30 protein-coding genes are annotated in these 23405 nt (G+C 58.2%); 7 read left to right on the top strand and 23 right to left on the bottom strand.

Annotated features, from left to right (window positions below; genetic code table 11):
* Positions 1-9: 9 nt before the first annotated feature.
* The 5 genes from AKU79_RS18530 to AKU79_RS18510 all read right to left on the bottom strand — a co-directional run bounded on the left by AKU79_RS18530 (position 10) and on the right by AKU79_RS18510 (position 2583).
* On the bottom strand, positions 10-564 hold the full coding sequence (locus tag AKU79_RS18530; protein WP_050525070.1) for a F0F1 ATP synthase subunit B: 555 nt from the start codon (positions 562-564) through the stop codon (positions 10-12).
* Between the two features lie 4 nt (positions 565-568).
* Complete coding sequence (locus tag AKU79_RS18525; protein WP_050525069.1) at positions 569-1120, bottom strand: F0F1 ATP synthase subunit B'; 552 nt, start codon at positions 1118-1120, stop codon at positions 569-571.
* A 76-nt stretch (positions 1121-1196) separates the two neighbouring features.
* On the bottom strand, positions 1197-1445 hold the full coding sequence (locus AKU79_RS18520; RefSeq protein WP_050525068.1) for a F0F1 ATP synthase subunit C: 249 nt from the start codon (positions 1443-1445) through the stop codon (positions 1197-1199).
* Positions 1446-1490: 45 nt separating this feature from the next.
* Positions 1491-2240: a F0F1 ATP synthase subunit A gene (locus AKU79_RS18515; RefSeq protein WP_050525067.1), complete on the bottom strand. Its 750-nt coding sequence runs from the start codon at positions 2238-2240 to the stop codon at positions 1491-1493.
* Positions 2233-2583, bottom strand: coding sequence for an AtpZ/AtpI family protein (locus AKU79_RS18510; RefSeq protein WP_050525066.1), 351 nt, complete (start codon positions 2581-2583; stop codon positions 2233-2235). The genes AKU79_RS18515 and AKU79_RS18510 overlap by 8 nt, the downstream gene beginning before the upstream one ends.
* 216 nt (positions 2584-2799) lie before the next feature.
* Between AKU79_RS18510 and AKU79_RS18505 the strand changes: the two genes are divergently transcribed.
* A complete protein-coding gene (locus AKU79_RS18505) occupies positions 2800-3150 on the top strand; it encodes an ArsR/SmtB family transcription factor (RefSeq protein WP_050525065.1) in 351 nt (116 codons plus the stop codon).
* 255 nt (positions 3151-3405) lie between these two features.
* Here the strand turns inward: AKU79_RS18505 and AKU79_RS18500 are convergent, their stop codons facing one another.
* The 9 genes from AKU79_RS18500 to ffh form a co-directional block, all read right to left on the bottom strand.
* Positions 3406-4215, bottom strand: coding sequence for a division plane positioning ATPase MipZ (locus AKU79_RS18500; protein ID WP_050525064.1), 810 nt, complete (start codon positions 4213-4215; stop codon positions 3406-3408).
* A 250-nt stretch (positions 4216-4465) separates the two neighbouring features.
* Positions 4466-4687, bottom strand: coding sequence for a 50S ribosomal protein L31 (gene rpmE, locus AKU79_RS18495; protein WP_050525063.1), 222 nt, complete (start codon positions 4685-4687; stop codon positions 4466-4468).
* 11 nt (positions 4688-4698) lie between these two features.
* A complete protein-coding gene (rplS, locus tag AKU79_RS18490; RefSeq protein WP_050525062.1) occupies positions 4699-5073 on the bottom strand; it encodes a 50S ribosomal protein L19 in 375 nt (124 codons plus the stop codon).
* A 49-nt stretch (positions 5074-5122) separates the two neighbouring features.
* The gene (trmD, locus tag AKU79_RS18485) at positions 5123-5965 is read right to left on the bottom strand and encodes a tRNA (guanosine(37)-N1)-methyltransferase TrmD (protein WP_082224122.1); all 843 of its coding nucleotides are present in this window, start codon (positions 5963-5965) and stop codon (positions 5123-5125) included.
* Between the two features lie 84 nt (positions 5966-6049).
* The gene (rimM, locus tag AKU79_RS18480; protein ID WP_050525061.1) at positions 6050-6565 is read right to left on the bottom strand and encodes a ribosome maturation factor RimM; all 516 of its coding nucleotides are present in this window, start codon (positions 6563-6565) and stop codon (positions 6050-6052) included.
* Complete coding sequence (gene bluB / locus AKU79_RS18475) at positions 6565-7197, bottom strand: 5,6-dimethylbenzimidazole synthase (RefSeq protein ID WP_269430782.1); 633 nt, start codon at positions 7195-7197, stop codon at positions 6565-6567. The genes rimM and bluB overlap by 1 nt, the downstream gene beginning before the upstream one ends.
* 12 nt (positions 7198-7209) lie before the next feature.
* Positions 7210-7572: a 30S ribosomal protein S16 gene (gene rpsP / locus AKU79_RS18470; RefSeq protein WP_050525060.1), complete on the bottom strand. Its 363-nt coding sequence runs from the start codon at positions 7570-7572 to the stop codon at positions 7210-7212.
* 54 nt (positions 7573-7626) lie between these two features.
* Positions 7627-7941: a chorismate mutase gene (locus tag AKU79_RS18465; protein WP_231580236.1), complete on the bottom strand. Its 315-nt coding sequence runs from the start codon at positions 7939-7941 to the stop codon at positions 7627-7629.
* Entirely contained in the window at positions 7938-9437 is a 1500-nt protein-coding gene (gene ffh, locus AKU79_RS18460; RefSeq protein WP_050525058.1) for a signal recognition particle protein, read from the bottom strand. The genes AKU79_RS18465 and ffh overlap by 4 nt, the downstream gene beginning before the upstream one ends.
* A 299-nt stretch (positions 9438-9736) precedes the next feature.
* Here ffh and AKU79_RS18450 point away from each other — a divergent pair, with 299 nt between their 5' ends.
* Both AKU79_RS18450 and AKU79_RS18445 read left to right on the top strand, forming a co-directional pair.
* Positions 9737-10618 (top strand): LysR family transcriptional regulator, encoded by an 882-nt coding sequence (locus AKU79_RS18450; RefSeq protein ID WP_050525056.1) that lies wholly within the window; start codon positions 9737-9739, stop codon positions 10616-10618.
* A complete protein-coding gene (locus AKU79_RS18445; protein ID WP_082224121.1) occupies positions 10603-11502 on the top strand; it encodes a DMT family transporter in 900 nt (299 codons plus the stop codon). The genes AKU79_RS18450 and AKU79_RS18445 overlap by 16 nt, the downstream gene beginning before the upstream one ends.
* Position 11503: 1 nt before the next feature.
* On the opposite strand, the gene AKU79_RS18440 is transcribed toward AKU79_RS18445, so the two are convergent.
* The 8 genes from AKU79_RS18440 to AKU79_RS18405 all read right to left on the bottom strand — a co-directional run bounded on the left by AKU79_RS18440 (position 11504) and on the right by AKU79_RS18405 (position 18423).
* Positions 11504-12298, bottom strand: coding sequence for an amino acid ABC transporter permease (locus AKU79_RS18440; RefSeq protein ID WP_050525054.1), 795 nt, complete (start codon positions 12296-12298; stop codon positions 11504-11506).
* Complete coding sequence (locus AKU79_RS18435) at positions 12298-13077, bottom strand: transporter substrate-binding domain-containing protein (RefSeq protein WP_050525053.1); 780 nt, start codon at positions 13075-13077, stop codon at positions 12298-12300. Before AKU79_RS18435 ends, AKU79_RS18440 begins: the two co-directional genes overlap by 1 nt.
* Positions 13078-13156: 79 nt before the next feature.
* Positions 13157-13537, bottom strand: coding sequence for a DUF1761 family protein (locus AKU79_RS18430; RefSeq protein ID WP_050525052.1), 381 nt, complete (start codon positions 13535-13537; stop codon positions 13157-13159).
* A gap of 156 nt (positions 13538-13693) precedes the next feature.
* Entirely contained in the window at positions 13694-14725 is a 1032-nt protein-coding gene (locus AKU79_RS18425) for a HesA/MoeB/ThiF family protein (RefSeq protein ID WP_050525051.1), read from the bottom strand.
* Positions 14726-14741: 16 nt separating this feature from the next.
* Complete coding sequence (gene dut / locus AKU79_RS18420; protein WP_050525050.1) at positions 14742-15197, bottom strand: dUTP diphosphatase; 456 nt, start codon at positions 15195-15197, stop codon at positions 14742-14744.
* 175 nt (positions 15198-15372) lie between these two features.
* Positions 15373-16572 (bottom strand): bifunctional phosphopantothenoylcysteine decarboxylase/phosphopantothenate--cysteine ligase CoaBC, encoded by a 1200-nt coding sequence (gene coaBC, locus AKU79_RS18415; protein ID WP_050525049.1) that lies wholly within the window; start codon positions 16570-16572, stop codon positions 15373-15375.
* 160 nt (positions 16573-16732) lie between these two features.
* Positions 16733-17548, bottom strand: a complete 816-nt coding sequence (locus AKU79_RS18410; RefSeq protein WP_050525048.1) for a ChaN family lipoprotein — start codon at positions 17546-17548, stop codon at positions 16733-16735.
* Positions 17548-18423 (bottom strand): RNA polymerase factor sigma-32, encoded by an 876-nt coding sequence (locus tag AKU79_RS18405; RefSeq protein WP_050525047.1) that lies wholly within the window; start codon positions 18421-18423, stop codon positions 17548-17550. The genes AKU79_RS18410 and AKU79_RS18405 overlap by 1 nt, the downstream gene beginning before the upstream one ends.
* Positions 18424-18492: 69 nt before the next feature.
* On the opposite strand from AKU79_RS18405, the gene cobU reads away from it, so the two are divergent.
* The 4 genes from cobU to AKU79_RS18385 all read left to right on the top strand — a co-directional run bounded on the left by cobU (position 18493) and on the right by AKU79_RS18385 (position 22138).
* A complete protein-coding gene (gene cobU, locus AKU79_RS18400) occupies positions 18493-19023 on the top strand; it encodes a bifunctional adenosylcobinamide kinase/adenosylcobinamide-phosphate guanylyltransferase (RefSeq protein WP_231580235.1) in 531 nt (176 codons plus the stop codon).
* Complete coding sequence (locus tag AKU79_RS18395) at positions 19020-19577, top strand: histidine phosphatase family protein (RefSeq protein WP_050525045.1); 558 nt, start codon at positions 19020-19022, stop codon at positions 19575-19577. The genes cobU and AKU79_RS18395 overlap by 4 nt, the downstream gene beginning before the upstream one ends.
* A 104-nt stretch (positions 19578-19681) precedes the next feature.
* Entirely contained in the window at positions 19682-20554 is an 873-nt protein-coding gene (locus AKU79_RS18390; RefSeq protein WP_050525044.1) for a glutathione S-transferase, read from the top strand.
* Between the two features lie 66 nt (positions 20555-20620).
* A complete protein-coding gene (locus AKU79_RS18385) occupies positions 20621-22138 on the top strand; it encodes a YifB family Mg chelatase-like AAA ATPase (protein WP_050525043.1) in 1518 nt (505 codons plus the stop codon).
* A 316-nt stretch (positions 22139-22454) separates the two neighbouring features.
* On the opposite strand, the gene gshB is transcribed toward AKU79_RS18385, so the two are convergent.
* Entirely contained in the window at positions 22455-23402 is a 948-nt protein-coding gene (gshB, locus tag AKU79_RS18380) for a glutathione synthase (RefSeq protein WP_050525042.1), read from the bottom strand.
* Positions 23403-23405 lie beyond the last annotated feature (3 nt).

Below are 23405 nucleotides of genomic sequence, written 5' to 3'. Positions count from 1 at the left end.
GACACGCGCTCAGTGCATCTTTGCGCCAACTTGCGTGATCGCCGCATCGATAGAGGCCGAAGCGGATTCTGCAGTTGCTTGCTTGGCAAGTACCTCACCAGCCGCCGCAACCGCGATTGCCACAGCTTGCTCACGCACAGCCCGCACTGCACCGGCTTCAGCCGAGGCGATACGGTCTTCGGCGGCAGCCACGCGACGTGCGATAGAATTGGCCAGATCAACTTTGGCCTGTGCAGCCGCAGCAGTCGCCTCTTCCTTAGCCGAAGCGACAATACGATCTGCCTGCTCCTGCACTTCTTTCTTTTTGCGCTCATAGCTGGCCAAAACGGCCTTGGCTTCTTCACGCAAAGCACGTGCTTCATCAAGATCGGCTTTGATCTGCTCGGCGCGCTTGTCCAGCATTCCGGTCAACTTGCCCGGCACGCCAAATTTCAGCAACACGCCAATGAACAGAATGAACGATACCGTCACAACAAAGTTGGTATTGCCAAGCGAGAAGAACGGGCCAGAGGCTGCCATCGCAGGGCTTGCAGCAACGCTTGCCAAAAGGATCAGCTTTTTCATGGCGTTATCCTTTCAGACGGGCGGAAACCGCCGCGGTGATCGAGCGTGCATCGGCTTTGCCACCCAAAGCTGCGATCAGCTCTTTGGCGGTGTCCTTTGCCACTTCTGTCACGCTTTCCAGCGCGCCAGCCCGAATTTCAGCAATCCGCTGTTCGGAAACCGCTGCTTTTGCATCAATATCAGCATCAGCCTTGGCAGTTGCCTTGGCAAGATCGGCCTCAATTTCAGCACGGGCAGCAGCCACGATTTTGCCAGCTTCGACACGCGCCGTTGCCAGCGCTTCGTTGTATGCGGCTTCAGCTTCGGTCGCCTTTTGCTTCAGCTCTTCGGCAGCGGCCAGATCATTGGTGATCGTGCCACGGCGTTCAGCCAAAACAGCGCTGATACGGGGCAAAGCGACCCGAGTCAGAATAAAGTAAATCGCGACCAGCGTGACCAAAAGCCAGAAAATCTGGTTCGGCCAGGTCGAAAAATCTAGCTGCGGCATTCCTACGGCGTGGCCAGCGTCGGCGGCTCCGTGGGTTGCTGCGGCAGCGTCATGCGCTTCAGTCGCCATGTCGTTTCTCCAGCATCTTAAAGACTTGGCCGGACAGGCATCATGCCCCCCCGGCCGAAAGCTCAGAAAATCTGGATCAGACCGCGAACATCAGCAGCAGAGCGATCAGGAACGAGAAGATGCCCAATGCTTCGGCGAACGCGATGCCGACGAACAGGTTTGCCATCTGGCCTGGTGCTGCCGAAGGGTTACGCAGAGCGCCCGACAGGAAGTTGCCTGCAATGATGCCCACGCCGACGCCAGCGCCGCCCAGACCCATCGTTGCCAGACCGGCGCCGATGAATTTACCCATTTGTGCGAATTGTTCTGCTGCTGCGAGATCCATGTGATACTCCTTAGGATTTTGTAAGATAGGTGAAAGAGAAAGACCTTAGTGATGCGCGCCGCCAACAGCGTCCCGCAAATACACACAAGTCAGGATGGTAAAGACATAGGCTTGAACCACTGCAACCAGCATTTCGAGCCCGTAGAGCGCTGTAACCGCACCGATAACAACCGGAGACGCAACAACCAGCGTTGCAAAGCCTGCGATCACTTTGATCACGGCGTGGCCCGCCATCAGGTTACCCGCCAAACGAATGGAGTGGGAAACCGGGCGAACGAAGTAAGAGATAATCTCGATCAGGGCCAGGATCGGACGAATGGCCAATGGCGCCGAGGTAACCCAGAACATGCCCAGAAAGCCGATGCCATTCTTGACAAAACCAAGGATGGTTACGCCAAGGAATACCATCAATGCCAGCACAACGGTCACAGCAACATGGCTGGTCGTGGTGAACGACATTGGCAGCAGGCCAAGCAGGTTCGAAAACAGGATGAACAGGAACAGGGTCATCACGTAGGGAAAGTATTTTACCCCTTCGTGACCGGTGACTTCTTCAACCATGTTATGGATGAAACCGTAAAGCAATTCCGCGACCGATTGGCTGCGCGACGGTACAATCGCGCGGCGGCGGGTGCCCAGCATCAACAAGGCCGCGATCACCAGAACAGCGATTGCCATCCACATCGTTACGTTGGTCACGGTGTACCAAGCGATATGGTCGCCGCCAAACAGCGGCTTTACGACAAACTGATCCATCGGGTGGATAGCGAACCCAGTGCTTGCTTCTTCAGACATCGTTGCCCTCGTCCTTATCAGGGGACACGCCCCCGTTTAATTTGTCATGCTCTACCGACATGGATTGCGCCGTTCTTAACATCGTCCGCACACCTGCCGCAAAGCCGAGCAGCGCAAAGATCACCAGGAAGAGTGGCTGCGTGCCGAACACAGTGTCCAACCCGAACCCGATCGACAGCCCCAGCAACATGCCGGTCACCAGCTCGATCACCATCCTCCAAGCCATCTCGCCCTGCGAGAATGCCTTGCCGTTCTCGGTCTTTGCCTTCGCCGGCTTGCCCTTTACCTTCGCAATTCGGGCCTCAAGGGCCTTTAGACGCGCGGTATCGGGTTCTTCCGTCATCACAAAGATGCCCCTCAAACAGTTGCGCCTTAACTACGCAGCAGAGGCCCCCGAGTCAAGTAACCACATGGACTTGTAATACACTGATAAATATATGAAAAATATTTAACACGTCGAATTCGGCCCCTTATTTGCTGTGCGCCTCACAAATCCGTGTGTCATAGCTTATTCAACCATCTGGTTGACGATTGCACAGCCCCATTGCACAAAACAACTATGACACATCCGCTTGATACCACTTTCGCTGCCCTTGCCGATCCGACGCGCCGCATGATCCTGTCAATGCTGCTTGAAGATGACATGGCTGTCACGGATGTCGCGGCGCCCTTTAGCACCTCGCTAGCAGCAATTTCGAAGCACCTTCAAGTGCTGGCCGATGCGGGCCTGATAAGTCAGGAAAAACGCGGTCGGGTTAAGTGGTGCAAGCTGGAACCCGATGCGCTGCGCGCGGCCTCGGTCTGGATGCAAGGGTTTGGCCAGTTCGAACCTGTCGATCTGGATGCGTTCGAGCGGTTCTTGGCGTCAGATCTCGCAAATGATCTGGATGACACGGACGTCCCCGCATAGCCCCCCACTGCCTGATCTGTTTTTCATTAAAACCTGGGCTTTGCACCCGTTAGCACCCCGTTTTTGCCATTATTGCGCCCCATTGTCGCGCAACCCTGAGGGGCAAGCTACGCAAAGGACCCTCTGCCATGACAACCGCCCGCAGCCTGATTGCCAACAGGCGCCGCCGCGCAGCCCAAACGGGCGATTGCTTTATCAAGCGAATTCTTCGGTTGGACCGCAATCGCGGCACACAACTGCCGAACCTGTTCCTGTTTAAAAAGCGATCGTCACGCCAGGCAGCTTAAGCTCGGCCATCAGGTCGCGCAGTTCCTGGCGGGCGGCAAGGTTGGACATGTTAAGCTGGTCAACGCCCGTATCCTTTAAATCCAGCAAGGTCAGCCCGCGCGGGAACAATTCACGAAAGATAACCCGTTCCGAGAAACCGGGTGCCACACGAAACCCGATCCGGCGCGACAAATCCTCAAGTGCGGCGCCGACCTTTTTCTTGTTGTGCATCTGCTGCGCGCCCAAACGGTTGCGGACAACCAGCCAATCGATCGGCTTTAGTCCCGCCTGCGCCCGCAACTGCCGCGCCTGCCAAACCATTTCCGAATAGATCGACGGGCCCGTCACCTTGCCGGTTTCGGCATCCACGCGCGCCAGCAAATCGAAATCGATGAAGCTGTCGTTCAGCGGTGTAATCAGCGTATCTGCCAGACTATGGGCAACCTGGCTTAGGCGCGTATGCGATCCGGGGCAGTCGATGATGATAAAATCCGACACCGACTCAAGCGCTGTTACCGCCGCCGACAAACGCGCATCATAGGGGTTTTCGCCCTCGGCAAGCGTTTCAGGCGCGATTTCTGGCAAGGTGCGATAGTCGGGCGTGGGCAGATCAAGTCCCGCGCGTTCCAGATAGGCCAAGCGATTCTCGACATAGCGACCAAAGCTGCGCTGCCGCAAATCGAGGTCCAGCGCACCGACGCGGTGCCCCATACGTACCAAAGCCGTGGCCACATGCATGGATGTCGTCGATTTACCCGACCCACCCTTTTCATTCCCGACAACGATGATATGCGCCATTATTAACCTGCCTTGCCTTAGGGGCGAATTGCCCTCTCTAATGACAATATGACGGACAAAGGGAAAGCCCCTTTTGGCGATTCCCCGCCCTTTCAGGCAAACTGCGGTGCCAACTGTTGCCCAAACTGCGCCACCGAACCCGCTGCGCCCCTGGCACCCTGCATCATAGCGCGCGCAGCACCTGCCCAAGCGTAGAAAACGAAAAACGCCGCCCCAAGGGACGGCGCTTTCCATAACATTGCTGCGGGTATCAGAAGCCCAAGCCAGCGTATTTGTTTTTGAACTTGGTCACGCGGCCACCGGTATCCATCAGGCGCGAGTTGCCGCCGGTCCAGGCCGGGTGTGCCAGTGGGTCGATATCCAGCGCCATTTGGTCGCCTTCTTTGCCCCAAGTGGTGCGCACTTGAAATACCGAACCGTCCGTCATTTTGACGTCGATCATGTGGTAGTCGGGGTGGATTCCATCTCTCATCGGTCCGCTCCTTATGCCTTAGGCGCTTTGTAATTGGTGTCTTCCACGATACGGGCAGACTTACCGCGACGGTCGCGCAGATAGTACAGCTTGGCGCGACGAACGCGGCCACGACGCACAACCTCGATGCTGTCGATGTTGGTGGAATAGAGCGGGAACACACGTTCTACGCCTTCACCGAAGGAAATTTTCCGAACGGTGAACGAGGCTGCCAAAGTGGCGCCGCCACGGCGAGAGATGCAAACGCCCTCATAATTCTGAACGCGCGAACGCGTGCCTTCGGTTACTTTGTAACCGACTTTGATCGTGTCGCCGGCTTTGAAGTCCGGGATGGTCTTGCCGAGGGCGGCGATCTGTTCCGCCTCGAGCTGTGCGATCAGGTTCATACCTGGTCCTTTCAGTTGCTCACGGTTTTCCCGCGAAGATGATGCTGCCCTATTGCTCTTGGTCTTCAACCGGGTCCCTACCATGCGATGCACAGTAAGCCCGCCAGAGATCAGGCCTGCGTTCTTTGGTCAGCCTTTCGGCCATTGCCTGCCGCCAGTCGGCGATGTTCCCGTGATGACCGGATTGAAGCACTTCCGGTATCTCAAGCCCGTTCCAAACGGCAGGTTTCGTAAACTGCGGAAACTCCAACAGCCCATCCGAAAAGCTCTCCTCTTCGGTGGACGTTTGATTCCCAAGTACGCGCGGTATAAGCCGCACTGTCGCATCAAGCAAGGCCGTTGCAGCTATCTCGCCGCCTGTCAGGACAAAATCGCCCAAAGAGACCTCTTCGACACCGTAATGATGTAGCACGCGCTCATCCACACCTTCAAACCGACCGCAGAGCATGGTGATCCCCTGCCCCGCCGCGAATCGCCGCGCCATCGCTTGGTCAAAGGGTTTGCCACGGGGGCTAAGGTATACCACCGGCCACTCGGCACGGCCGGGCGTGCCCGCGGCCGCCTCATCCAGTGCCGCCCCAACCACATCGGCGCGCAAAACCATGCCCGCACCACCGCCCGCAGGCGTGTCATCGACATTCTTATGTTTGCCGATACCAAAGCCGCGCAGATCAATCGTTTCCAGCGCCCACAAACCCAGATCCAGCGCCTTGCCCGTCAACGACAGGCCCAGAACACCCGGAAAGGCATCGGGAAACAGCGTGATAACTTTGGCCCGCCACGCGCCGGCGATGCGTACATCGGCCATAAGGTCACGCGGTTTCCGGCTGGCCTGCACCGAAATGCGGCCATGCGATCTTTGCTTTGCGGGGGGCGTGTCATCTTGTGTCATAAGTGGTCCTTAGCCCGCCTGTTCAGCCACGGAAAGGGGGCATTTCGCAACATGGGCTTACTTAGGCACTCCGGCCTGATGCGTCTAATCCAGCCCCTCGGGCAGATCGATCACAACCCGCCGCGCCGCCAGATCAACGGTTGGCACCGTAGCCATGGTAAAAGGCAGCAGCATCGAAGGCTTGCCACCGCCACCAATTTCCAGCACATCGCCTGCACCATGGTTGTGCACCGCTGTCACAGTGCCCAGCAAAGCACCGCCAGTATCGCGCGCCTCCAACCCGATCAGATCGGCATGGTAAAACTCATCATCCGGCAGGGCCGGCAGCTTATCGCGCGACACGAACAGGCTGGTTCCGCGCAAGGCATCCGCCTCTTCCTTGGTTGCCACACCGGTCAGCCGCGCGCCCAGACCACCGGCGACAGGCCGCGTCAATGTCACATTGAAACTGCGGCTGCCATCCTCGGTAAACAAAGGCCCATATTCAGCCAGCGCCGTCGGTTCGGCGCAAAAGCTTTTCAGCCGCACCTCACCGCGCACCCCGAAAGAGCCGGTAATCGCGCCAACACAAATCTGGTTGTTGGGGTCAGGTTTGGCCATTAGCGGCGCTCCACAAACAAAGCAGGGCTGCGTTTTTCCCAGCCTGCGGTTTCCAATTCAGGGGTTTTTGTCTCGATCTCGGGCCAACCAACACAAAGATAACCAATCAGCCGCCAACTGTCAGGCACGTCCAAATCCCGCGCCAGTTTCACGGGATCAATGATCGATACCCAGCCAATCCCCAACCCTTCGGCGCGTGCGGCAAGCCAGAACAAAGTGATTGCCCCGACCACAGAATAGGCGCGCGTTTCCGGCATCGATTGCGCACCCAGACCAGCGCCTTTGGCTGTGCCATCATCACTGAACACCGCCAATTGCACCGGTGCCTCGCGCATACCAGACAGTTTTAGCCCCGCGTAAATCTTGGCCTTTTCACTGCCGTATCCTGCCAAAGCCTCGGCATTCTCGGCCTCGAAATTCGCCAAAGCCGCAGCACGGGCTGCATCACTTTCCACCGCAATCACGCGCCACGGCTCGGATAACCCGACCGAAGGCGCCAGCGAGAACGCAGAAAGGCAGCGGTCCAAGACCGCTGCCTCTACCGGATCGGCGCGAAAGCGGCGCACATCGCGCCGCCAGCGCATCAAATCGCGTAACTCGGCCTGAAAGGCCTTGTCATACTGGCCTTTCACGGGCCGGGCCGATTATTCAGCGTCAGCTTCTGCCGGAGCAGCCGAACGCGCAGCTTTTTTCGCTGTCAATTCAGCCATACGCTTGCCGGGAACAGCCGCTTTCGGGTTGTTGCGAACTTTCTTTTCACGCACGCCGGCAGCTTCCAAGAAACGTGCAACACGATCGGTAGGCTGTGCGCCTTGGCTCAACCAGTACTGAACGCGCTCCATGTCCATTTTCACGCGGTCTTCGGAATCTTTGGCCAGCAGTGGGTTATAAGTGCCCAGCTTTTCCAGGAAGCGGCCGTCGCGTGGCATACGGCTGTCAGTTGCAACGATCGAATAGTGAGGGCGCTTTTTAGAACCACCACGGGCAAGACGGATTTTCATCGACATAGTATAGTCTCCTTAGGTTTGGTGTAGGGTGTGCTTCAGCGCACCGTTATTTGGTTATTTCTGTAGTATCTCGTGATGCCTGATCACTTCGGATATGATGAAGGTCAGGAATTTCTTGGCAAATTCGGGGTCAAGGTCGGCTTCTTTCGACAACCATTCCAACCGCTCGATCTGGCGCGCCTCGCGGCTTGGGTCAGAGGCAGGCAAATCATGCGAAGCCTTCAACTTGCCCACGGCTTGGGTCTGCTTGAACCGCTCGGCCAAAGTATAAACCAGAATTGCGTCCAGACGGTCAATGCTGTCACGGTGCGCTTTCAGCAGCTTGGCTGCGCGGTCTGCATCTGTGCTTGCTTCGGGGTTCATCGTCATTTCTTCTTCATCATGCCAGACAGGCCCGGTGGCAGGCTCATGCCGCCGCCCATGCCCGGAAATCCGCCACGGCCCATGCCAAGCCCTTGCTTCATTCCGCGCGCGGCTTCTTCCATCTGTTCGGGCGTCATCTGCGACGGGTCAGGCATGCCTTTGCCCCCCATCATCTGCTTGATGGCCGCTTTCATACCGCCACCTTTGCCCATTTTCTTCATCATATCAGCCATTTGCTTGTGCTGCTTCAGCAAACGGTTCAATTCTTGAACCTCAAGCCCCGCGCCTGCCGCGATCCGCTTTTTGCGGCTGGCGGCCAACAGATCAGGGTTGGCACGTTCGCGCTTGGTCATCGAGTTGATCAGCGCGATCTGGCGCTTCAGCATGGTATCATCGAAACCCGCCGCCTCGGCCTGCTTCGCCATTTTGCCCATGCCCGGCATCATGCCCATAAGGCCCTGCATGCCGCCCATTTTCATCATCTGCTCAAGCTGGCTTTTCAGGTCGTTCATGTTGAACAGACCCTTGGCAAAACGCTTGGCCATGCGCTCGGCAGCTTCGGCCTCAAACGTCTCTTGCGCCTTTTCAACCAGCGCAACAATGTCGCCCATGCCCAAGATACGGCCAGCAACGCGCTCGGCCTCAAAGGTTTCCAGCGCGTCCATCTTTTCGCCAAGACCGACAAAGCGGATAGGCTTGCCCGTTACCGCCCGCATCGACAGCGCCGCACCGCCACGACCATCGCCATCCATCCGCGTCAGAACAACGCCTGAAATGCCAACCTTGCCGTCGAACTCGGTCGCGACATTCACGGCGTCCTGACCAGTCAGACCGTCAACCACCAACAGCGTTTCACGCGGCTGGGCAATATCGCGTACCGCTTGGATTTCATCCATCAACACTTGGTCAATGTGCAAACGGCCTGCGGTATCAAGGAACACCACGTCATAGCCGCCCATCGAGGCCTGAACCTTGGCGCGCTTGGCAATCTGCACTGCAGACTCGCCTTTCACAATCGGCAGGCTGTCCACGCCGATCTGGCTGCCCAAAATCGCCAACTGCTCCATCGCCGCAGGGCGGTTTGTATCAAGCGAGGCGAGCAGCACCCGCTTTCCCATCCGCTCTTTCAGCCGTTTGGCCAATTTCGCAGTGGTAGTCGTTTTACCCGAGCCTTGCAGACCGACCATCAGGATCGTCGCAGGCGGGTTGTCAATTTTCAGCGCGTCAGGTTCGCCGTCACCTGCCAGAACCTTGATCAGCTCGTCATGAACGATTTTCACGACTTGCTGGCCCGGTGTTACCGACTTGGTGACATGCTGACCGGCCGCCTTGGCCGCGACCTTTTTCACAAAGTCACGCGCCACCGGCAGCGAGACGTCAGCCTCGAGCAGGGCCACACGCACTTCGCGCAGCGCGGTTTCAACATCGGCCTCGGTCAGCGCGCCTTGCTTGGTCAGCCGATCAAAGACACCGCCTAGGCGTTCTGATAGATTCTCGAACATGGGCTGCCTCCTTGGGCTGTTGCAAAAGACCGATATAGGAACCGGCGACGAAAAACCAATGCAAGGCGGCACCTGTGGGCGCAACGCGCTGACAGATGGCGATCCCGGCAAAAGCCATGGGACCGGAAGCAACACACTTCCGGGGAATTACGGGGCTGATAGGCCCATGCGATCGTAGAGTCAAGCCGCACAGCCCGGGTTTACCGGCCTGTGCGGCGCAAAAATGCATGATTAGCGGCTTTAAGCAAGGCCTCCGATGCAATAGGCTACAGATCAACGCGCAACGCAAAGGCCGTCAGATGGACAACTGGGACGAAATCAGAACAGCGTTTCATGTGGCACGTTTGGGCACCGTTTCCAGTGCAGCCGAGGTGCTGGGCGTCCACCATGCCACCGTGATCCGCCATATCGACAGCTTGGAAAAGCGCCTTGGCGAAAAGCTGTTCCAACGCCACGCCCGCGGCTATACCGCCACCGAAGCGGGCCGCGATCTGCTGGCCGTGGCCCAAATGGCCGAAGACCAGTTTATCCAACTGTCGAACCGCATCAAAGACCACGGCCAAACTGTCACCGGCGAGCTTATCATCACCTCTGTCGCCGATATCAGCCACCATCTGGCAAAAGTCCTTGCGCAGTTCCAGCAGGCCCATCCAAACATCACCCTACGCTTTCTGACGGGCCAAAGGCTGTTCCGGCTCGACTATGGCGAGGCCCATGTCGCCATCCGTGCGGGCTCTGCCCCGTCCGAGCCGGACTATGTCGTGCAACCCTTTATGTCGCTAAATCACGCGCTCTATGCCGCCCCCAGCTATGCCGAGGAACATGGTCTGCCCAAAGTCGATGCTGATCTGGCCCGGCACCAATTCGTCGTCAATGACAATATAGAAAGCCGTGCACCGTTTTCGCTTTGGCTGCGCGATCTGGTCCCGGTTGAAGCAATGCGCTTTCGCGCGGCCGAACCTGCGCCGATTTATGATGCGATCTGCGCAGGGGCCGGCCTTGGCTTTATGTCACGTGTGGCCGCACAGCAATTCCCCGATCTGATCGAGGTTTTGCCACCCCGTCCCGAATGGTCGGTCAATCTGTGGCTGGTCACCCATGTCGATCTGCATCGCACGCTAAAAGTGCAGCGTTTTCTGACCCACATCAAGAAAGCCGCCGCCGAATGCCAAGGCCTTTAGCCGCGCCGCGCCAAGCCTCATTACATGGTCATCTGGCAATGCTGGCCTTCTCGGCTTTGGTCGCAGGTTCGTTTTCGCTGGGCGCGATGGCCGCCCCTTATGTCGACCCCGCTGCCCTGACAACATTGCGCTTTGTCATCGCCTCGGTCATCGTTGGCACGGCAGCACTTACCACCAACGGTTTTAGCCGCTGCGCTTTTGCGGCCCCGTGGCGCTATCTGATCTTGGGCGGATTGCTGGCAATCTATTTTGTGCTGATGTTCGAAGGGCTGAAAACGGCAGCCCCTGTCTCTACCGCCGCCGTCTTTACCCTGACACCCTTGCTGGCCGCCGGATTTGGCTGGATATTGTTGCGACAGCGCACTACGCCGCGCATGGCACTCGCTTTGACTATAGGAGCCGCCGGGGCCGCTTGGGTCATTTTTCGTGCCGATTGGCAAGCGCTTATGGGTTTTCACATCGGCGGTGGCGAGATGATTTATTTCTGGGGCTGCGTCTGCCACGCCGTCTATGCCCCCATGGTCCGCAAATTGAACCGGGGCGAATCCGCCGTCGTTTTCAGTTTTGGTACCATGGTCGCTGGCACTCTGGTTCTGGCACTCTGGGCGTGGCCCGCCCTGTGCGCCACCAACTGGGCCGCGATGCCACCTATCGTCTGGATAACGCTGGCCTATGTCTCGGTTGCGGCCAGTGCCGCAACTTTCGTCTTGTTGCAATACGCGTCTTTGCGCCTACCCTCGGCCAAAGTCATGGCCTATACCTACCTTACACCGTCTTGGGTCATTTTATGGGAAATCGCCTTGGGGCGGGGCGTACCACCAGTGGGCGTGTTGGCGGGTATAGCCATGACCATCCTCGCGCTGTATTTGCTGCTAGAAGAGTAAACTAGCGCTGTTGCCCCTGCCGCATTCGTTTCTCCAACCTTCGCAGCGCCAATGACAGGCCGATCGTCATGGTCAGGTAAACCAGTGCCACCACGTTATATGTCTCAAAATACCGGAAGTTGCCCGCTGCCGTAACTTTGCCCAACTGCGTAATATCGGTAACGCCCAACACCGACACCAGCGAGCTGTCTTTCACCATTGCAACAAAATCATTGCCAAGTGGCGGCAAAATCACCCTGAAACCTTGGGGGAAAACAACGAGGCGAAAGGTGTGCCAGCGTGACAGGCCCAGCGCCTCGGCAGCCTCGATCTGCCCCCGATCGACCGAGGCAAGCCCCGCCCTAAACACCTCGGCCAAAAAGGCCGAATAGGCGATGGTCAAAGCAATCACCGCCCGCCAAAGCAAAGAAAAGTCGCGGTTGCGCGCAGGCTCGGCGCCCAGAAACCCCGTTAGCCAGTTCCACAAATCCACCAAAGCCGGTGCCAGCACAAAGGCGACATAAAGCAACAGCACGATGATCGGCACACCGCGCACCACCTCAATGTAAAACCGCGTGACTTGCCGGATGATGATAAACCGCGACCCGGCAGCAACCGCCAGCAGCAGGCCCAACCCCGCCGCCATACCAAAGGCCACAACTGTTACCATCACCGTCGTCCAGATCCCTTTGGACAGCGTTGTCAGCACCTGGGCATAAAGATCGTCGGACAAGACATGCCAAAACAAGTAGCTGCCAATCCCGATCAGGATCAGCAGCCAATAAGGAAAATCCGGCCTATCTTGTACGGGGCGCATCAGCCGCCAAAGCTGTAGTCAACAAACCACCGCTTATTCAGCGCATCCATCGTGCCATCGGCCTGCATATCGGCAATCGCCGCATTGATCGGCGCCACCAAATCCGAGCCTTTGGGGAAGATAAAGCCGAAATCCTCGGCCCCCAATTTGTCGCCAACGATTTTCAGCTTGCCTTCGGATGCAGCAACATAGCCCGCACCACCCGTGCTATCTGTCAACGCCAGATCAACATCTCCGTTGCGCAAGGCCTGCACACCTGCGCCAAAGGTTTCAAACATCTTGATGCGCGGGTTGGCCTCATTGCCATCCAATACCTCATAGACGCCAACATAAAACGGCGTTGTTCCGGGCTGGGCGGCCATCAACAGATCAGGATTGGCGGCAAAAGATTTGGCGTCATCAAAGCGCGTTTCATCGCCGCGCACCAGCATCACCATTTCCGACCGCATATAAGCATCCGAAAAATCAACTTTTTCTTTCCGGTCATCGCGAATCGTGATGCCTGTCATGCCCATGTCGAACTGGCCTTCCGACACCGCCGGAATCATCGCATCCCAGGAAATATTCTCATAGGCCACATTCAGGTTCAGCCGCTTGGCGATTTCGGCCACCGCGTCATATTCCCAACCCATCGCAACGCCATCCTTGGTGAATTGCAACGGCGGATAGGCATTCTCGGTGACAATGGTAATTTCTTTGCCGCCCAGATCCGGCAAATCAGCCGCAAAGACTGGTCCAGACAAAAGGGCTGCAAGGCCAAGCGCTAGGTGTAGTTTCATGGGTCAGGCTCCCGTAAGAATAATTTGGCGCAAGGTTAGCCACCAAATCGGGAATGTCCAGCCACCGCCGCCATCGCCGCTAAAGTAAAAGCTGCGCCAAAATCATCAAAGCACCCGATGCGGCCCAACTTCCCGCATCGATAGAGCGACTGACCGCACCCAGTTTCTTAAAGGCATTGTTCGAATACGCCATAATTACAAAGGCCAATATCCCCAAGACCAATGGCCCCAACTGCCCCCGCGCCATCATGACGCCAACAAAAGTTGCGTAAAGCAACAATCCAACAACCAAAGAGCCAAACGCCGCCCCCATCGGGTCGCCCTGCTGGTGGGTAACCTTGGCCGAAGCGCTCCATGCCGGGTAAAACCCTTTGGGTGAATACCAAAACCAGCCAAAGGCAAAGGATGCAAGCGCCCCCAAGCCAACCGCCAACCAATTCACGCCGTCAAAAAGTTGCATGACTGCCCTCCCCTTGTTCAGCAGCAGTATACACCTGAATCTGAAAGAAATCCGCACTGAATATGCGGCCGTTTCTGACAGCGTTCCTTTCAATCCATGCGCAGACATCAAGAGACCCGGTGCGTCAGGTATTGCTGTTACCACAAACCAAGCGCTCTAGGGCTTTGCCCCACAGGCCGCACAGCCTGCCCGCGATTTGGTCGCAATCACCCGCGCCTCGCTGTAAAGCCCGTCATAGATCATCAATCGGCCACGCAATCCCTGACCCGCATGGGTCAGATATTTCACCGCCTCCATCGCCATCATTGTGCCAATCACCCCCGGCAAAGGTGCTGCCACCCCCGCCTCGGCACAGGTCGGCACCATTCCATCCGCCGGCCTGTTTGGAAAAACGCACTCAAAGCACGGGCCACCGCGCGCAGGGTCATAAAGGCTAATCTGGCCTTCCCATTGCGTGATCGCCGCCGCAATCAGCGGCTTGCCCGCCGCCACACATAGGCGGTTTATCAAGTAGCGCGTGTCGAAATTATCGGTCCCGTCCAGAATCAGATCATAATCGGCAATCACTTCTGCGCTTGCTGCATCCAAGCGCCGCGCATAAGGCCGCAGGTCCACAAACGGGTTCAATGCCTGCATGGCAATCACAGCCGATTGCACCTTTGGCAGACCGATCCGATCATCGGTGTGGATCACTTGCCGCTGCAGGTTCGAGTTTTCGACTACATCCGCATCGATCACCCCGATCCGCCCCACCCCCGACGCCGCCAAATACAACAGCGCAGGGCTGCCCAAACCGCCAGCCCCCACCACCAAAACACCGGCATCCTTTAGCCGCCGCTGCCCCGCCCCGCCAATCTCGCGCAGCATGATATGGCGGGCATAGCGTTCCAGCTCGGCAGGTCGAAACGCCTTTGGATCGTCGGCAACCGGCTTATGCGCCGCCCCCTTGCGTCGCAATGCGCGCAACCCAAGCCAGTACCCGAACACAACCACGGCAACGGCCCCTAACATCAGCCAAGCACTTAGACTGCCGCCCAAAATGGCCGCTGCCCGATTGGGCTGCGGCAACAGCGGCGACTGCACCGCCACCAAAAGCCCCCACCAAAGCACGGCCAATCCAACCGCCAACCGTCGAGGTAAAAACCGGTACCCCAAGACCAGAACACCAAATCCCAAAACCCCGATCATACCAATATCCCAATCTTTAGCTTCCGGTAGAGCCGAACCCGCCAGCCCCCCGCGCAGTTTGAAGGCTGAACTCTTCGACAACCTCAAACTCTGGCCGGACAATCGGAACGAAAACCAACTGCGCAATACGCTCGCCCGCGGTTATCTCAATCGGCAAACTGTCAATGGGGCTGCGATTCCAAACGCTTATCAATATCTCGCCCGCATAATCCGAGTCGATCAGCCCGACCGTATTCCCAAGCACGAGCCCCTTCTTATGCCCCAACCCCGATCGCGGCAAAACAAGACCCGCCACCGACGCATCCCCAAAAGAAATTGCGATACCGGATTTAATAAGAACTGCAGGGCGCTGTGCCTCAATGCGAATAACACCATCAACACAGGCAAAAAGGTCAATCGCAGCTGCGCCTTCGGTTTGGAAACTTGGCAACCCCCACTCAAATACCCGCGCGTCCAGAACCTTGATCTGCATATTCGACCTCCAACAGCTGCCGCATCTTCATAGGGGCCTATAGGGCAGGTTTCAATCAACCGGAAACCTATGAACGCGCCCCCAACGGCAATCCCATCGCCGGGCCCAACTTTCTGCGCCCTATCATCTATCTCTAAATATCCCCGCCGGAGGCCGCATTTTTGCAAAAAATGCGTCAAGATCCAAGCGACTGCGCTATCCGCGCGGCCAAGCGTTGCGCCACCTCTGCCTTGCCCATCCGGGGCCAGCTCTCGGGCCCTTTGTCCGATATCACCGTCACCGCATTCTCGGCCCCCCCCATGATGCCCGTCGCTGGCGACACATCATTGGCCACGATCCAATCACAGCCCTTGCGCAACCGCTTGGCTGTGGCATGGGCAATTACATCATCGGTTTCAGCGGCAAATCCTACCACCAGCCCCGGACGGCCTGCTGCCATTTTTGACACACGCGCCAAAATATCCGGGTTCTCGGCAAATTCCAGCTCGGGCGCTTTGCCCGAACCGTCTTTTTTCATCTTTTGCCCTGCCGCATTGGCCACCCGCCAATCAGCCACCGCCGCTGCAAAAACCGCCGCATCGGCTGGCAAGGCCGCCTCAACGGCTGCCAGCATTTGCGCTGCCGTTTCAACCCGTTGCACATCAACTCCCTCGGGCGCAGGCACCACGGCAGGGCCGGTCACAAATGTCACCCGCGCCCCCAGATCGCGCAGCGCCGCCGCAATTGCCGTGCCTTGCGCCCCCGAGGACCGGTTGGCGATATAGCGTACCGGATCAATCGGTTCATGCGTCGGCCCCGAGGTCACCAGAACATGTTTGCCCACCAATGGCCCTTCGGCAAATTGGCCCTCGATCGCGGCTACAATTTCCATCGGTTCGGCCATCCGGCCCGGCCCGAATTCTCCGCAGGCCATGTCACCCTCATTCGGGCCGACAAAGCCGATACCATCGCCGCGCAGCAAGGCCATATTGCGTTGGGTCGCGGCATGCTGCCACATCCGCACATTCATCGCCGGCGCAACCAGTACCGGCGTGTCGGTCGCCAAAAGCAAGGTCGATGCCAAATCATCCGCCCGCCCCTGCGCCATTTTCGCCATCAAATCCGCAGTCGCCGGCGCCACGACGATCAAATCGGCCGAGCGCGACAATTGAATGTGCCCCATCTCGGCCTCATCCGTCAGGTCGAACAGGTCGCGGTAAAGTTTTGAACCTGCCAGCGCCGAAACGGATAAAGGGGTCACGAACTGTTCGCCTGCCCGCGTCAACACAGGCGTGACATGCGCCCCACGCTCTCGCAAGCGCCGGATTAGATCGAGCGATTTGAATGCTGCAATCCCGCCACCGATCACCAATAATATGCGCTTGCCTGCCAACATGAATGTTCCATCCGCTCTTGGGTTCGCTGCACCCTAACGCCATTTTTGGCTGCTGTGAACGGGGTTTGACATGTTCAAATCAAGCACCCTGCCGCTCTTGGCCCAAAGGACATTTTTAGAAAACAATGTGCCCATCGGGATAGTATTGTCAAAAAACCGGTCAGGGTTTCTTGAAACCGGCGCAGGGGTCGTCGCGCGGGGTAACATCGGTGACGATCCATCGATCAAACGGCGGGGTGTCGTCTGGCTCGCCTTCGATTTGCCCGAGGCTGAAAACCGGCAAATCCGGGGCTGCTACCGCCAATGCCGCAGGAACGCCACGTAGCCTGTCGGCATGGCCCGAACCTGTTATCACCACCACCGGCCCGCCGGTTTCCTGCAATGCGGTCAGGGCCGTACGTGCAAATGCCGCATCGCGCAGCCTTTGTGCCTCAACCATTCCCGATAGCATTTCCGCCGGAAGCGCGTCGCAATGGGCGCGCAACTGGTCAGCCTCACGCGCGGCTTGCTCGGTTGCGGATAGAGGTTGGGCAAGACCGAACTTTGCGGCATCATCGCCGAACACAGCCGCCGCGCCGACCTTGACCGCGCGGCGCACCTCGTCGTGATCTAGCGCCGCGCCATAAAGCCGTGCCCCGCCTGACGCGGCAAAAATCGGGTGATACATTGCGTAATCGGGCCAGCCCGTCCCTGCCCAGCCCAGCGCCGCCTCCATCGCGGCTTTGTCTTTGCGGTCCACATCTTTGGCCGAAGCTGCCTGCGCCGGGGTCAGCATTTCAAACACGATTGCTTTGGGGGCCCAGCGCGCGACAAGGTCTGCTTGGGTCAGGTGATGTGTCGGGTTGTCATGGATTTCGCCCAAGATCACAATTCGCGCAGGCGAGACTGCGGGCAATTCCGCTACTGAAACCTGTTGTGCAGCCGCATTTGCCCCGAGAGAGGTCATCATCGCCAGCAAGATCGCACCATATTTCATCACAAGAAATGATGCACCTCGCGGTTGCGGGTTTCAAGACTGCGGCGCAGCTTTACATAGGCCGCTGCTTCCAACTGCCGCACCCGCTCTTTCGACAACCCCAGTTCTGTGCCCAAAGACTCTAATGTGCGGCAGTCATCGCGCAGTTTGCGTTCGGCAATGATAAACCTTTCACGCGGGGTCAACCCGTTCATCGCGCTGACCAACCAATTGCGCAGATGTGCGCGGTCATGGCTGTCTTCGACCAGATCGGCGGCTTGCATGCCGTCATCCTCAAGGGCGTCAATCCATTCACGCCCCTCATCCTCGGATGATTGGGTCGCATTCAACGAATAGTCCGAGCCGCCAAGCCGCCCGTCCATCATTTCAACATCCTGCACCGGAACACCGATTTCGCTTGCGATCAGCGCGCGCAACTGATGGCCATCAAGTGCCTCGCCGCGCTGGCCAGCCTCGCGCTCTATCTTGGCCTGCACCCGACGCAGATTGAAAAACAGCGCCTTTTGGCTGCTGGTTGACCCCGTGCGCACCATCGACCAATTGCGCATCACATAGTCCTGAATGCTCGCTTTAATCCACCAAACGGCATAGGTTGAAAACCGCACGCCACGGTCGGGGTCAAACTTGTCTGCCGCCTTCATCAGGCCCAAAGACGCCTCTTGGATCAGATCATTCATTGGCGCGCCATAGCGGCGGAATTTGGACGCCATGCTGATCGCCAGGCGCATATAGGCCGTGATCAACCGATGCAGTGCCGCCTCATCACGCCGGTCACGCCAGGCATAGGCCAGCCGCAATTCGGTTTCAGCATCCAGAAGTTCCGCCTTCATCGCTTGGCGCGACATGGTTTGGTCGCTATATCCAGCTTGTGCCATACTTAACCCCCAAGTGTTAACGCCGTTACAATATCTCTACGTATCCCCCCGCCGATTGGATCAATCCAAGTGACCAAAACCACGCTTTCCCCGCTTACAATCGTCACAGGTGGCGCAAAATCTGGCAAATCACGTTATGCAGAGGGGCTCGTTACTGCGACAAACCGCCCGCGCATTTACATTGCCACTGCGCGCATCTGGGATGATGAAATGCGCGTCAAAATCAACGCACATCGCACAGATCGCGGCACTGACTGGCAAACCATCGAGGCCCCGCGCGATGTCGCCAGTGCCCTCGGGCAGGCCCCTGCAAACAGCGTGGTGCTGCTGGATTGCGCGACGATGTGGCTGACCAATTGCCTGCTGGACGAAAGCGACCTGTCGGCCGAAACGGCAGGCCTGCTGACTGCACTGCGTACCTGTGCCGCCCCCGTGGTTGTCGTCACGAATGAACTTGGCTGGTCAATCGTTCCCGAAAACGCCCTTGCACGGCGGTTTCGCGATGCGCAGGGGCGGCTGAACCAGGAAATGGCCGCGCAAGCCGACCTTGTGGTCGCTGTCATCTCTGGCATTCCGCTGGCGCTGAAAGGAAGCTTGTGACGCGCTTTCACCTTGTCCGCCACGGGCCAACCCATGCCAAAACGCTGGTCGGTTGGTCTGACCTGCCTGCCGATCTGTCCGATACCGCAGCCATTGCCCGACTGGCCGCCCATTTGCCACTGGCGCCTGTCATCTCATCAACCCTGCTGCGTGCCACGACCACAGCCGATGCCATTGCGGGCACGCGCCCTCGCCTGCCGCATGACCCCGACCTGCGCGAAATTCACTTTGGCGATTGGGAGTTGCAGCATTTCACCGAAGTCCAGGACCAAGCCCACATTCGCCGCTTTTGGGAAGAACCGGGCACCATCGCCCCGCCGAATGGTGAAAGCTGGAAAACCGTTTGCGCCCGCGTCAACGCCGCGATGGGCCGCTTGCTGGACCATGACGACATCATCATCGTCGCCCATTTCGGCGCTATCCTGACGCAGGTCCAACGCGCCCTCGGCATCAGCGGGTATGAGGCCTTCAGCTATAAAATCGACAATCTCTCTGTAACCGAAATCACCTATGACGGTACATGGTCGGCCGGGCGCATCAATCACATTCCGTGATGAATACACGCACAAAGCTTTGTTTTTCTTGACCAACCCTGCGCGCTAAAACACCCTGAACCCAGACCGTTTTCAGCCACAACGCCCGTCCAAAGGATACCTATATGACCTATGACCTTGCCATCGGTGACCGCGCCTATTCCAGTTGGAGCCTGCGCGGCTGGCTGCTATTCAACGCCTTTGGCATCCCCGTCAAAACCCAAAAGGCGCGGCTTTATACTGATGAGCTGCCACAGCTTTTGGCGTATTTCCAACCTGCCCGTACTGTGCCGGTAATGCGCACACCTGACGGCGTTGTGGTGCCCGACAGCATTGCCATGGCCGAGGAACTGACCACCCGCCACCCCGAAGCAGGCCTTTTACCCCAAGATCCAAAGGCCCGCGCCGTGGCCCGTGTCTTGATGGCTGAAATGCACGCAGGCTTTACCGCATTGCGCACCCATTGCCCGATGAACCTGCGCGTCAGCTATACCGATTGCGCGGCCCCCGAGGCAGTCCTGGCCGATCTGGCGCGCCTTCAAACCCTTTGGGCGTGGGCGCGTTCCGAAACCGGAAGCAATACGCCGTGGCTTTGCGGCGATTACTGCGCCGCCGATGCGTTTTTTGCCCCTGTCGCGGGTCGTATCGCGGGCTATAACCTTACCGTTGGCCCCGAGGCCGCCGCCTATGTCGCGGCCCATCTTGCGCATCAACCCTTCCGCCAATGGCGCGCGATGGGCCATGCGGATGGCGCCGATCAAGACAATTACTTCCGCAGCTACCCTCGCCGCCCATGGCCCGGCCCCGCACCGCTCGCCGCCAAAGCTGTTGCGACCGGCCCCTCTATCAACGCCGCTTGCCCCTATTCTGATAAACCCGTCACGCATTTTATGGAACTGGACGGCCGCGTCTGGGGCTTTTGCAACGCTTTTTGCCGCGATAAAACTGTAGCCGACCCACAGGCATGGCCGAAATTCATGGCCCTCTGTAATTCTTAAGCCCGTTCACACTTCGTAAACCATTGCCCCGCTACAGCTTAACCAAGGTTAACAGGAGTTGGGGCAATGGTTGCGCGGGCCTATACAGTGGCGTTCGAAGGCGTCGAGGCGCGGATGGTTGAGGTGCAATGCGCCCTCGCCGCAGGCCTTCCGCAATTCGGCATCGTTGGTTTGCCTGACAAAGCCGTGTCCGAGGCCCGTGAACGCGTCCGCGCGGCCCTTGCGTCGATGTCCATCGCGCTGCCCTCCAAACGTATCACCGTTAACCTTTCGCCCGCCGATCTGCCCAAGGAAGGCTCGCATTTCGACCTTCCGATCGCTTTGGCGCTGCTCGCCGCCTTGGAAATCATCCCCCGTGATGCCGTTGAAAACACTGTGGCTTTGGGCGAGCTTTCTCTCGATGGCCGCCTCGTTCCCGTCATAGGCGCCCTTCCCGCCGCCATGGCCGCCGCCGAGCAAGACCGCAGCCTCTTATGCCCCCGCGCCTGCGGCCCCGAAGCTGCATGGGTCGGCGCGACCCAAGTCCTCGGCGCCGCCACTTTGGATGAAGTCGTGCGCCATTTCACCGGACAGGCCCCGATTACCCCGGCCGAGGCGGGCGAGGTTCAGCCCCAAACCCACAGCCGCGACTTTGCCGATGTCAAAGGCCAGGAACGCGCCAAACGCGCGCTCGAAATCGCAGCGGCCGGTCGCCACCACTTGCTGATGGTTGGCTCGCCTGGTTCAGGTAAATCCATGCTCGCGGCCCGTCTGCCCGGCATTTTGCCTCCACTTTCGGCTGCTGAAGCGCTTGAAACCTCAATGATTCACTCGCTCGCGGGCCTTTTGTCCGAAGGCGGCATCTCGCGCCAACGCCCATTTTGCGAACCACATCACACCGCCTCAATGGCCGCTATCGTGGGCGGCGGGCGTGGCGCGAAACCGGGGCAAATCAGCCTTGCCCATAATGGCGTCCTGTTTATGGACGAATTTCCCGAATTTCCCCGCACCGTGCTGGAAACCCTGCGACAGCCAATAGAAACCGGCGAAGTCGTGGTCGCCCGCGCCAATGCGCATATCCGCTATCCTTGCCGTTTCTTGCTGATTGCAGCCGCCAACCCGTGCAAATGTGGCTATCTGGCCGAACCTGCCCGCGCCTGCGCCCGTGTTCCCGTATGCGGTGAGGATTACCTCGGCCGCATCTCGGGCCCGCTGATGGACCGCTTCGATCTGCGGGTCGAGGTGCCGCCTGTGGCCTATTCCGACCTCGATTTACCCAATGCTGGCGAATCTTCCGCGACTATCGCTGCGCGCGTGGCTACCGCCCGCGCCGTGCAATCCAAACGCTATGCGGCGTCAATCGGCGTACGGGTGAATGCCGAAGCCGAGGGCGCATTGCTTGATACTTTCGCGACCCCCGACAGTGATGGAAAAGCCCTGCTTGCCCGCGTCGCAGAACGTTTCGGCCTTTCAGCGCGCGGGTATCACCGCGTGCTACGCGTCGCCCGCACCATCGCCGACCTAGACCATTCCGCCGAGGTTCGCAGCCGGCACATCGCCGAGGCCGTCAGCTTTCGCCTGTCAATCGGGCAAACAGACACATAGGGGAAGCGTCCTATCGCTGCCGGAAAATTTACCAGTCAACGTCAGATAGGCCATTTGCCACGGCCTATTCACGACAGCCTGAACCAACACAGCCACATACTGATTAGAAAAGGCCAGCCCGCCATCTATTGTACCTACGACTCGCACGGCACCGACAAATCGTAGAGCTCGAGTTCGGTTTTCAAAGTTGACCAGCAAAGCCAAAGCAGCGCCGACTAGTTGTTACCCGGTCATTGAAGGCCAGCAGACAAGTATCCGCGTCATCAGGCCTAAAGGCCAAGTTCCATCGAGCTTGGCCCCGCCAACCAAGGGCAGATCAACTTTTGGCCCGCTTTGCCTCAATCACTTCCCAGATTTTTGCCGCAGTATTGGTACCGTCGAATCGCTCCAATTCCTGTATTCCCGTCGGCGACGTGACGTTAATCTCGGTCAACCAATCGCCGATCACATCGATGCCCACAAAAATCTGGCCATTGTCGCGCAAGGTTGGCCCAATCCGCGCACAAATTTCGCGGTCCCGCGCGGTCAATTCCACTTTCTCGGCCCGCCCGCCGACATGCATATTCGACCGCGTCTCACCCGGCTGCGGCACGCGGTTGATTGCGCCTACCGGCTCGCCATTCACCAAGATCACCCGTTTGTCACCTTTGGAAACGGCAGGTAAGAATTTCTGTGCGATCAAAGGCTCACGATTTATCCCCGAGAACAATTCATGCAGGGATGACAGGTTCCGGTCATCCGGCCCCAAGCGAAACACCCCCGCCCCACCATTGCCATAGAGAGGCTTCAAGATAATATCGCCATGCTCGGCCTTGAACGCACGGATCATAGCCAAATCCCGCGCAATCAATGTCGGCGGCGTCAAATCGGGGAACCGCAAAACCAACAGCTTTTCGGGGAAATTGCGCACCCAAAATGGATCATTCACCACCAAAGTCTTGGGGTGGATCATGTCCAATACATGCGTTGTCGTGATATAGCCCATGTCAAAGGGTGGGTCCTGGCGCAGCCACACAACATCAAAATCGGCCAGATCGACCTCGATCTCGTCTCCGAAACTGACGTGATTGCCTTTCTCACGCCGCAACTCGATCGGGAAACCACGCGCTACAACACGCCCCTCACGATATGCCAACTTGTCCGGCGTGTAATAAAACAGCGAATGCCCCCGCGCTTGCGCCTCAATGGCGATCCGAAAGGTACTATCCGCATCAATATTCACTGATCCAATCGGATCCATCTGCAAGGCGACTTTAAGGCTCATAGT

The organism is Pseudorhodobacter wandonensis (assembly GCF_001202035.1).
GTDB lineage: Bacteria > Pseudomonadota > Alphaproteobacteria > Rhodobacterales > Rhodobacteraceae > Pseudorhodobacter > Pseudorhodobacter wandonensis.
This window is presented reverse-complemented; position numbering and strand designations above follow the sequence as displayed.

Bases quoted from the DNA above. Each gene is read 5' to 3' on its own strand.
- AKU79_RS18530 (WP_050525070.1), bottom strand. From the start codon at position 564: ATGAAAAAGCTGATCCTTTTGGCAAGCGTTGCTGCAAGCCCTGCGATG.
- AKU79_RS18525 (WP_050525069.1), bottom strand. From the start codon at position 1,120: ATGGCGACTGAAGCGCATGACGCTGCCGCAGCAACCCACGGAGCCGCC.
- AKU79_RS18520 (WP_050525068.1), bottom strand. From the start codon at position 1,445: ATGGATCTCGCAGCAGCAGAACAATTCGCACAAATGGGTAAATTCATC.
- AKU79_RS18515 (WP_050525067.1), bottom strand. From the start codon at position 2,240: ATGTCTGAAGAAGCAAGCACTGGGTTCGCTATCCACCCGATGGATCAG.
- AKU79_RS18510 (WP_050525066.1), bottom strand. From the start codon at position 2,583: ATGACGGAAGAACCCGATACCGCGCGTCTAAAGGCCCTTGAGGCCCGA.
- AKU79_RS18505 (WP_050525065.1), top strand. From the start codon at position 2,800: ATGACACATCCGCTTGATACCACTTTCGCTGCCCTTGCCGATCCGACG.
- AKU79_RS18500 (WP_050525064.1), bottom strand. From the start codon at position 4,215: ATGGCGCATATCATCGTTGTCGGGAATGAAAAGGGTGGGTCGGGTAAA.
- rpmE (WP_050525063.1), bottom strand. From the start codon at position 4,687: ATGAGAGATGGAATCCACCCCGACTACCACATGATCGACGTCAAAATG.
- rplS (WP_050525062.1), bottom strand. From the start codon at position 5,073: ATGAACCTGATCGCACAGCTCGAGGCGGAACAGATCGCCGCCCTCGGC.
- trmD (WP_082224122.1), bottom strand. From the start codon at position 5,965: ATGACACAAGATGACACGCCCCCCGCAAAGCAAAGATCGCATGGCCGC.
- rimM (WP_050525061.1), bottom strand. From the start codon at position 6,565: ATGGCCAAACCTGACCCCAACAACCAGATTTGTGTTGGCGCGATTACC.
- rpsP (WP_050525060.1), bottom strand. From the start codon at position 7,572: ATGTCGATGAAAATCCGTCTTGCCCGTGGTGGTTCTAAAAAGCGCCCT.
- AKU79_RS18465 (WP_231580236.1), bottom strand. From the start codon at position 7,941: ATGACGATGAACCCCGAAGCAAGCACAGATGCAGACCGCGCAGCCAAG.
- ffh (WP_050525058.1), bottom strand. From the start codon at position 9,437: ATGTTCGAGAATCTATCAGAACGCCTAGGCGGTGTCTTTGATCGGCTG.
- AKU79_RS18450 (WP_050525056.1), top strand. From the start codon at position 9,737: ATGGACAACTGGGACGAAATCAGAACAGCGTTTCATGTGGCACGTTTG.
- AKU79_RS18445 (WP_082224121.1), top strand. From the start codon at position 10,603: ATGCCAAGGCCTTTAGCCGCGCCGCGCCAAGCCTCATTACATGGTCAT.
- AKU79_RS18440 (WP_050525054.1), bottom strand. From the start codon at position 12,298: ATGCGCCCCGTACAAGATAGGCCGGATTTTCCTTATTGGCTGCTGATC.
- AKU79_RS18435 (WP_050525053.1), bottom strand. From the start codon at position 13,077: ATGAAACTACACCTAGCGCTTGGCCTTGCAGCCCTTTTGTCTGGACCA.
- AKU79_RS18430 (WP_050525052.1), bottom strand. From the start codon at position 13,537: ATGCAACTTTTTGACGGCGTGAATTGGTTGGCGGTTGGCTTGGGGGCG.
- AKU79_RS18425 (WP_050525051.1), bottom strand. From the start codon at position 14,725: ATGATCGGGGTTTTGGGATTTGGTGTTCTGGTCTTGGGGTACCGGTTT.
- dut (WP_050525050.1), bottom strand. From the start codon at position 15,197: ATGCAGATCAAGGTTCTGGACGCGCGGGTATTTGAGTGGGGGTTGCCA.
- coaBC (WP_050525049.1), bottom strand. From the start codon at position 16,572: ATGTTGGCAGGCAAGCGCATATTATTGGTGATCGGTGGCGGGATTGCA.
- AKU79_RS18410 (WP_050525048.1), bottom strand. From the start codon at position 17,548: ATGAAATATGGTGCGATCTTGCTGGCGATGATGACCTCTCTCGGGGCA.
- AKU79_RS18405 (WP_050525047.1), bottom strand. From the start codon at position 18,423: ATGGCACAAGCTGGATATAGCGACCAAACCATGTCGCGCCAAGCGATG.
- AKU79_RS18390 (WP_050525044.1), top strand. From the start codon at position 19,682: ATGACCTATGACCTTGCCATCGGTGACCGCGCCTATTCCAGTTGGAGC.
- AKU79_RS18385 (WP_050525043.1), top strand. From the start codon at position 20,621: ATGGTTGCGCGGGCCTATACAGTGGCGTTCGAAGGCGTCGAGGCGCGG.
- gshB (WP_050525042.1), bottom strand. From the start codon at position 23,402: ATGAGCCTTAAAGTCGCCTTGCAGATGGATCCGATTGGATCAGTGAAT.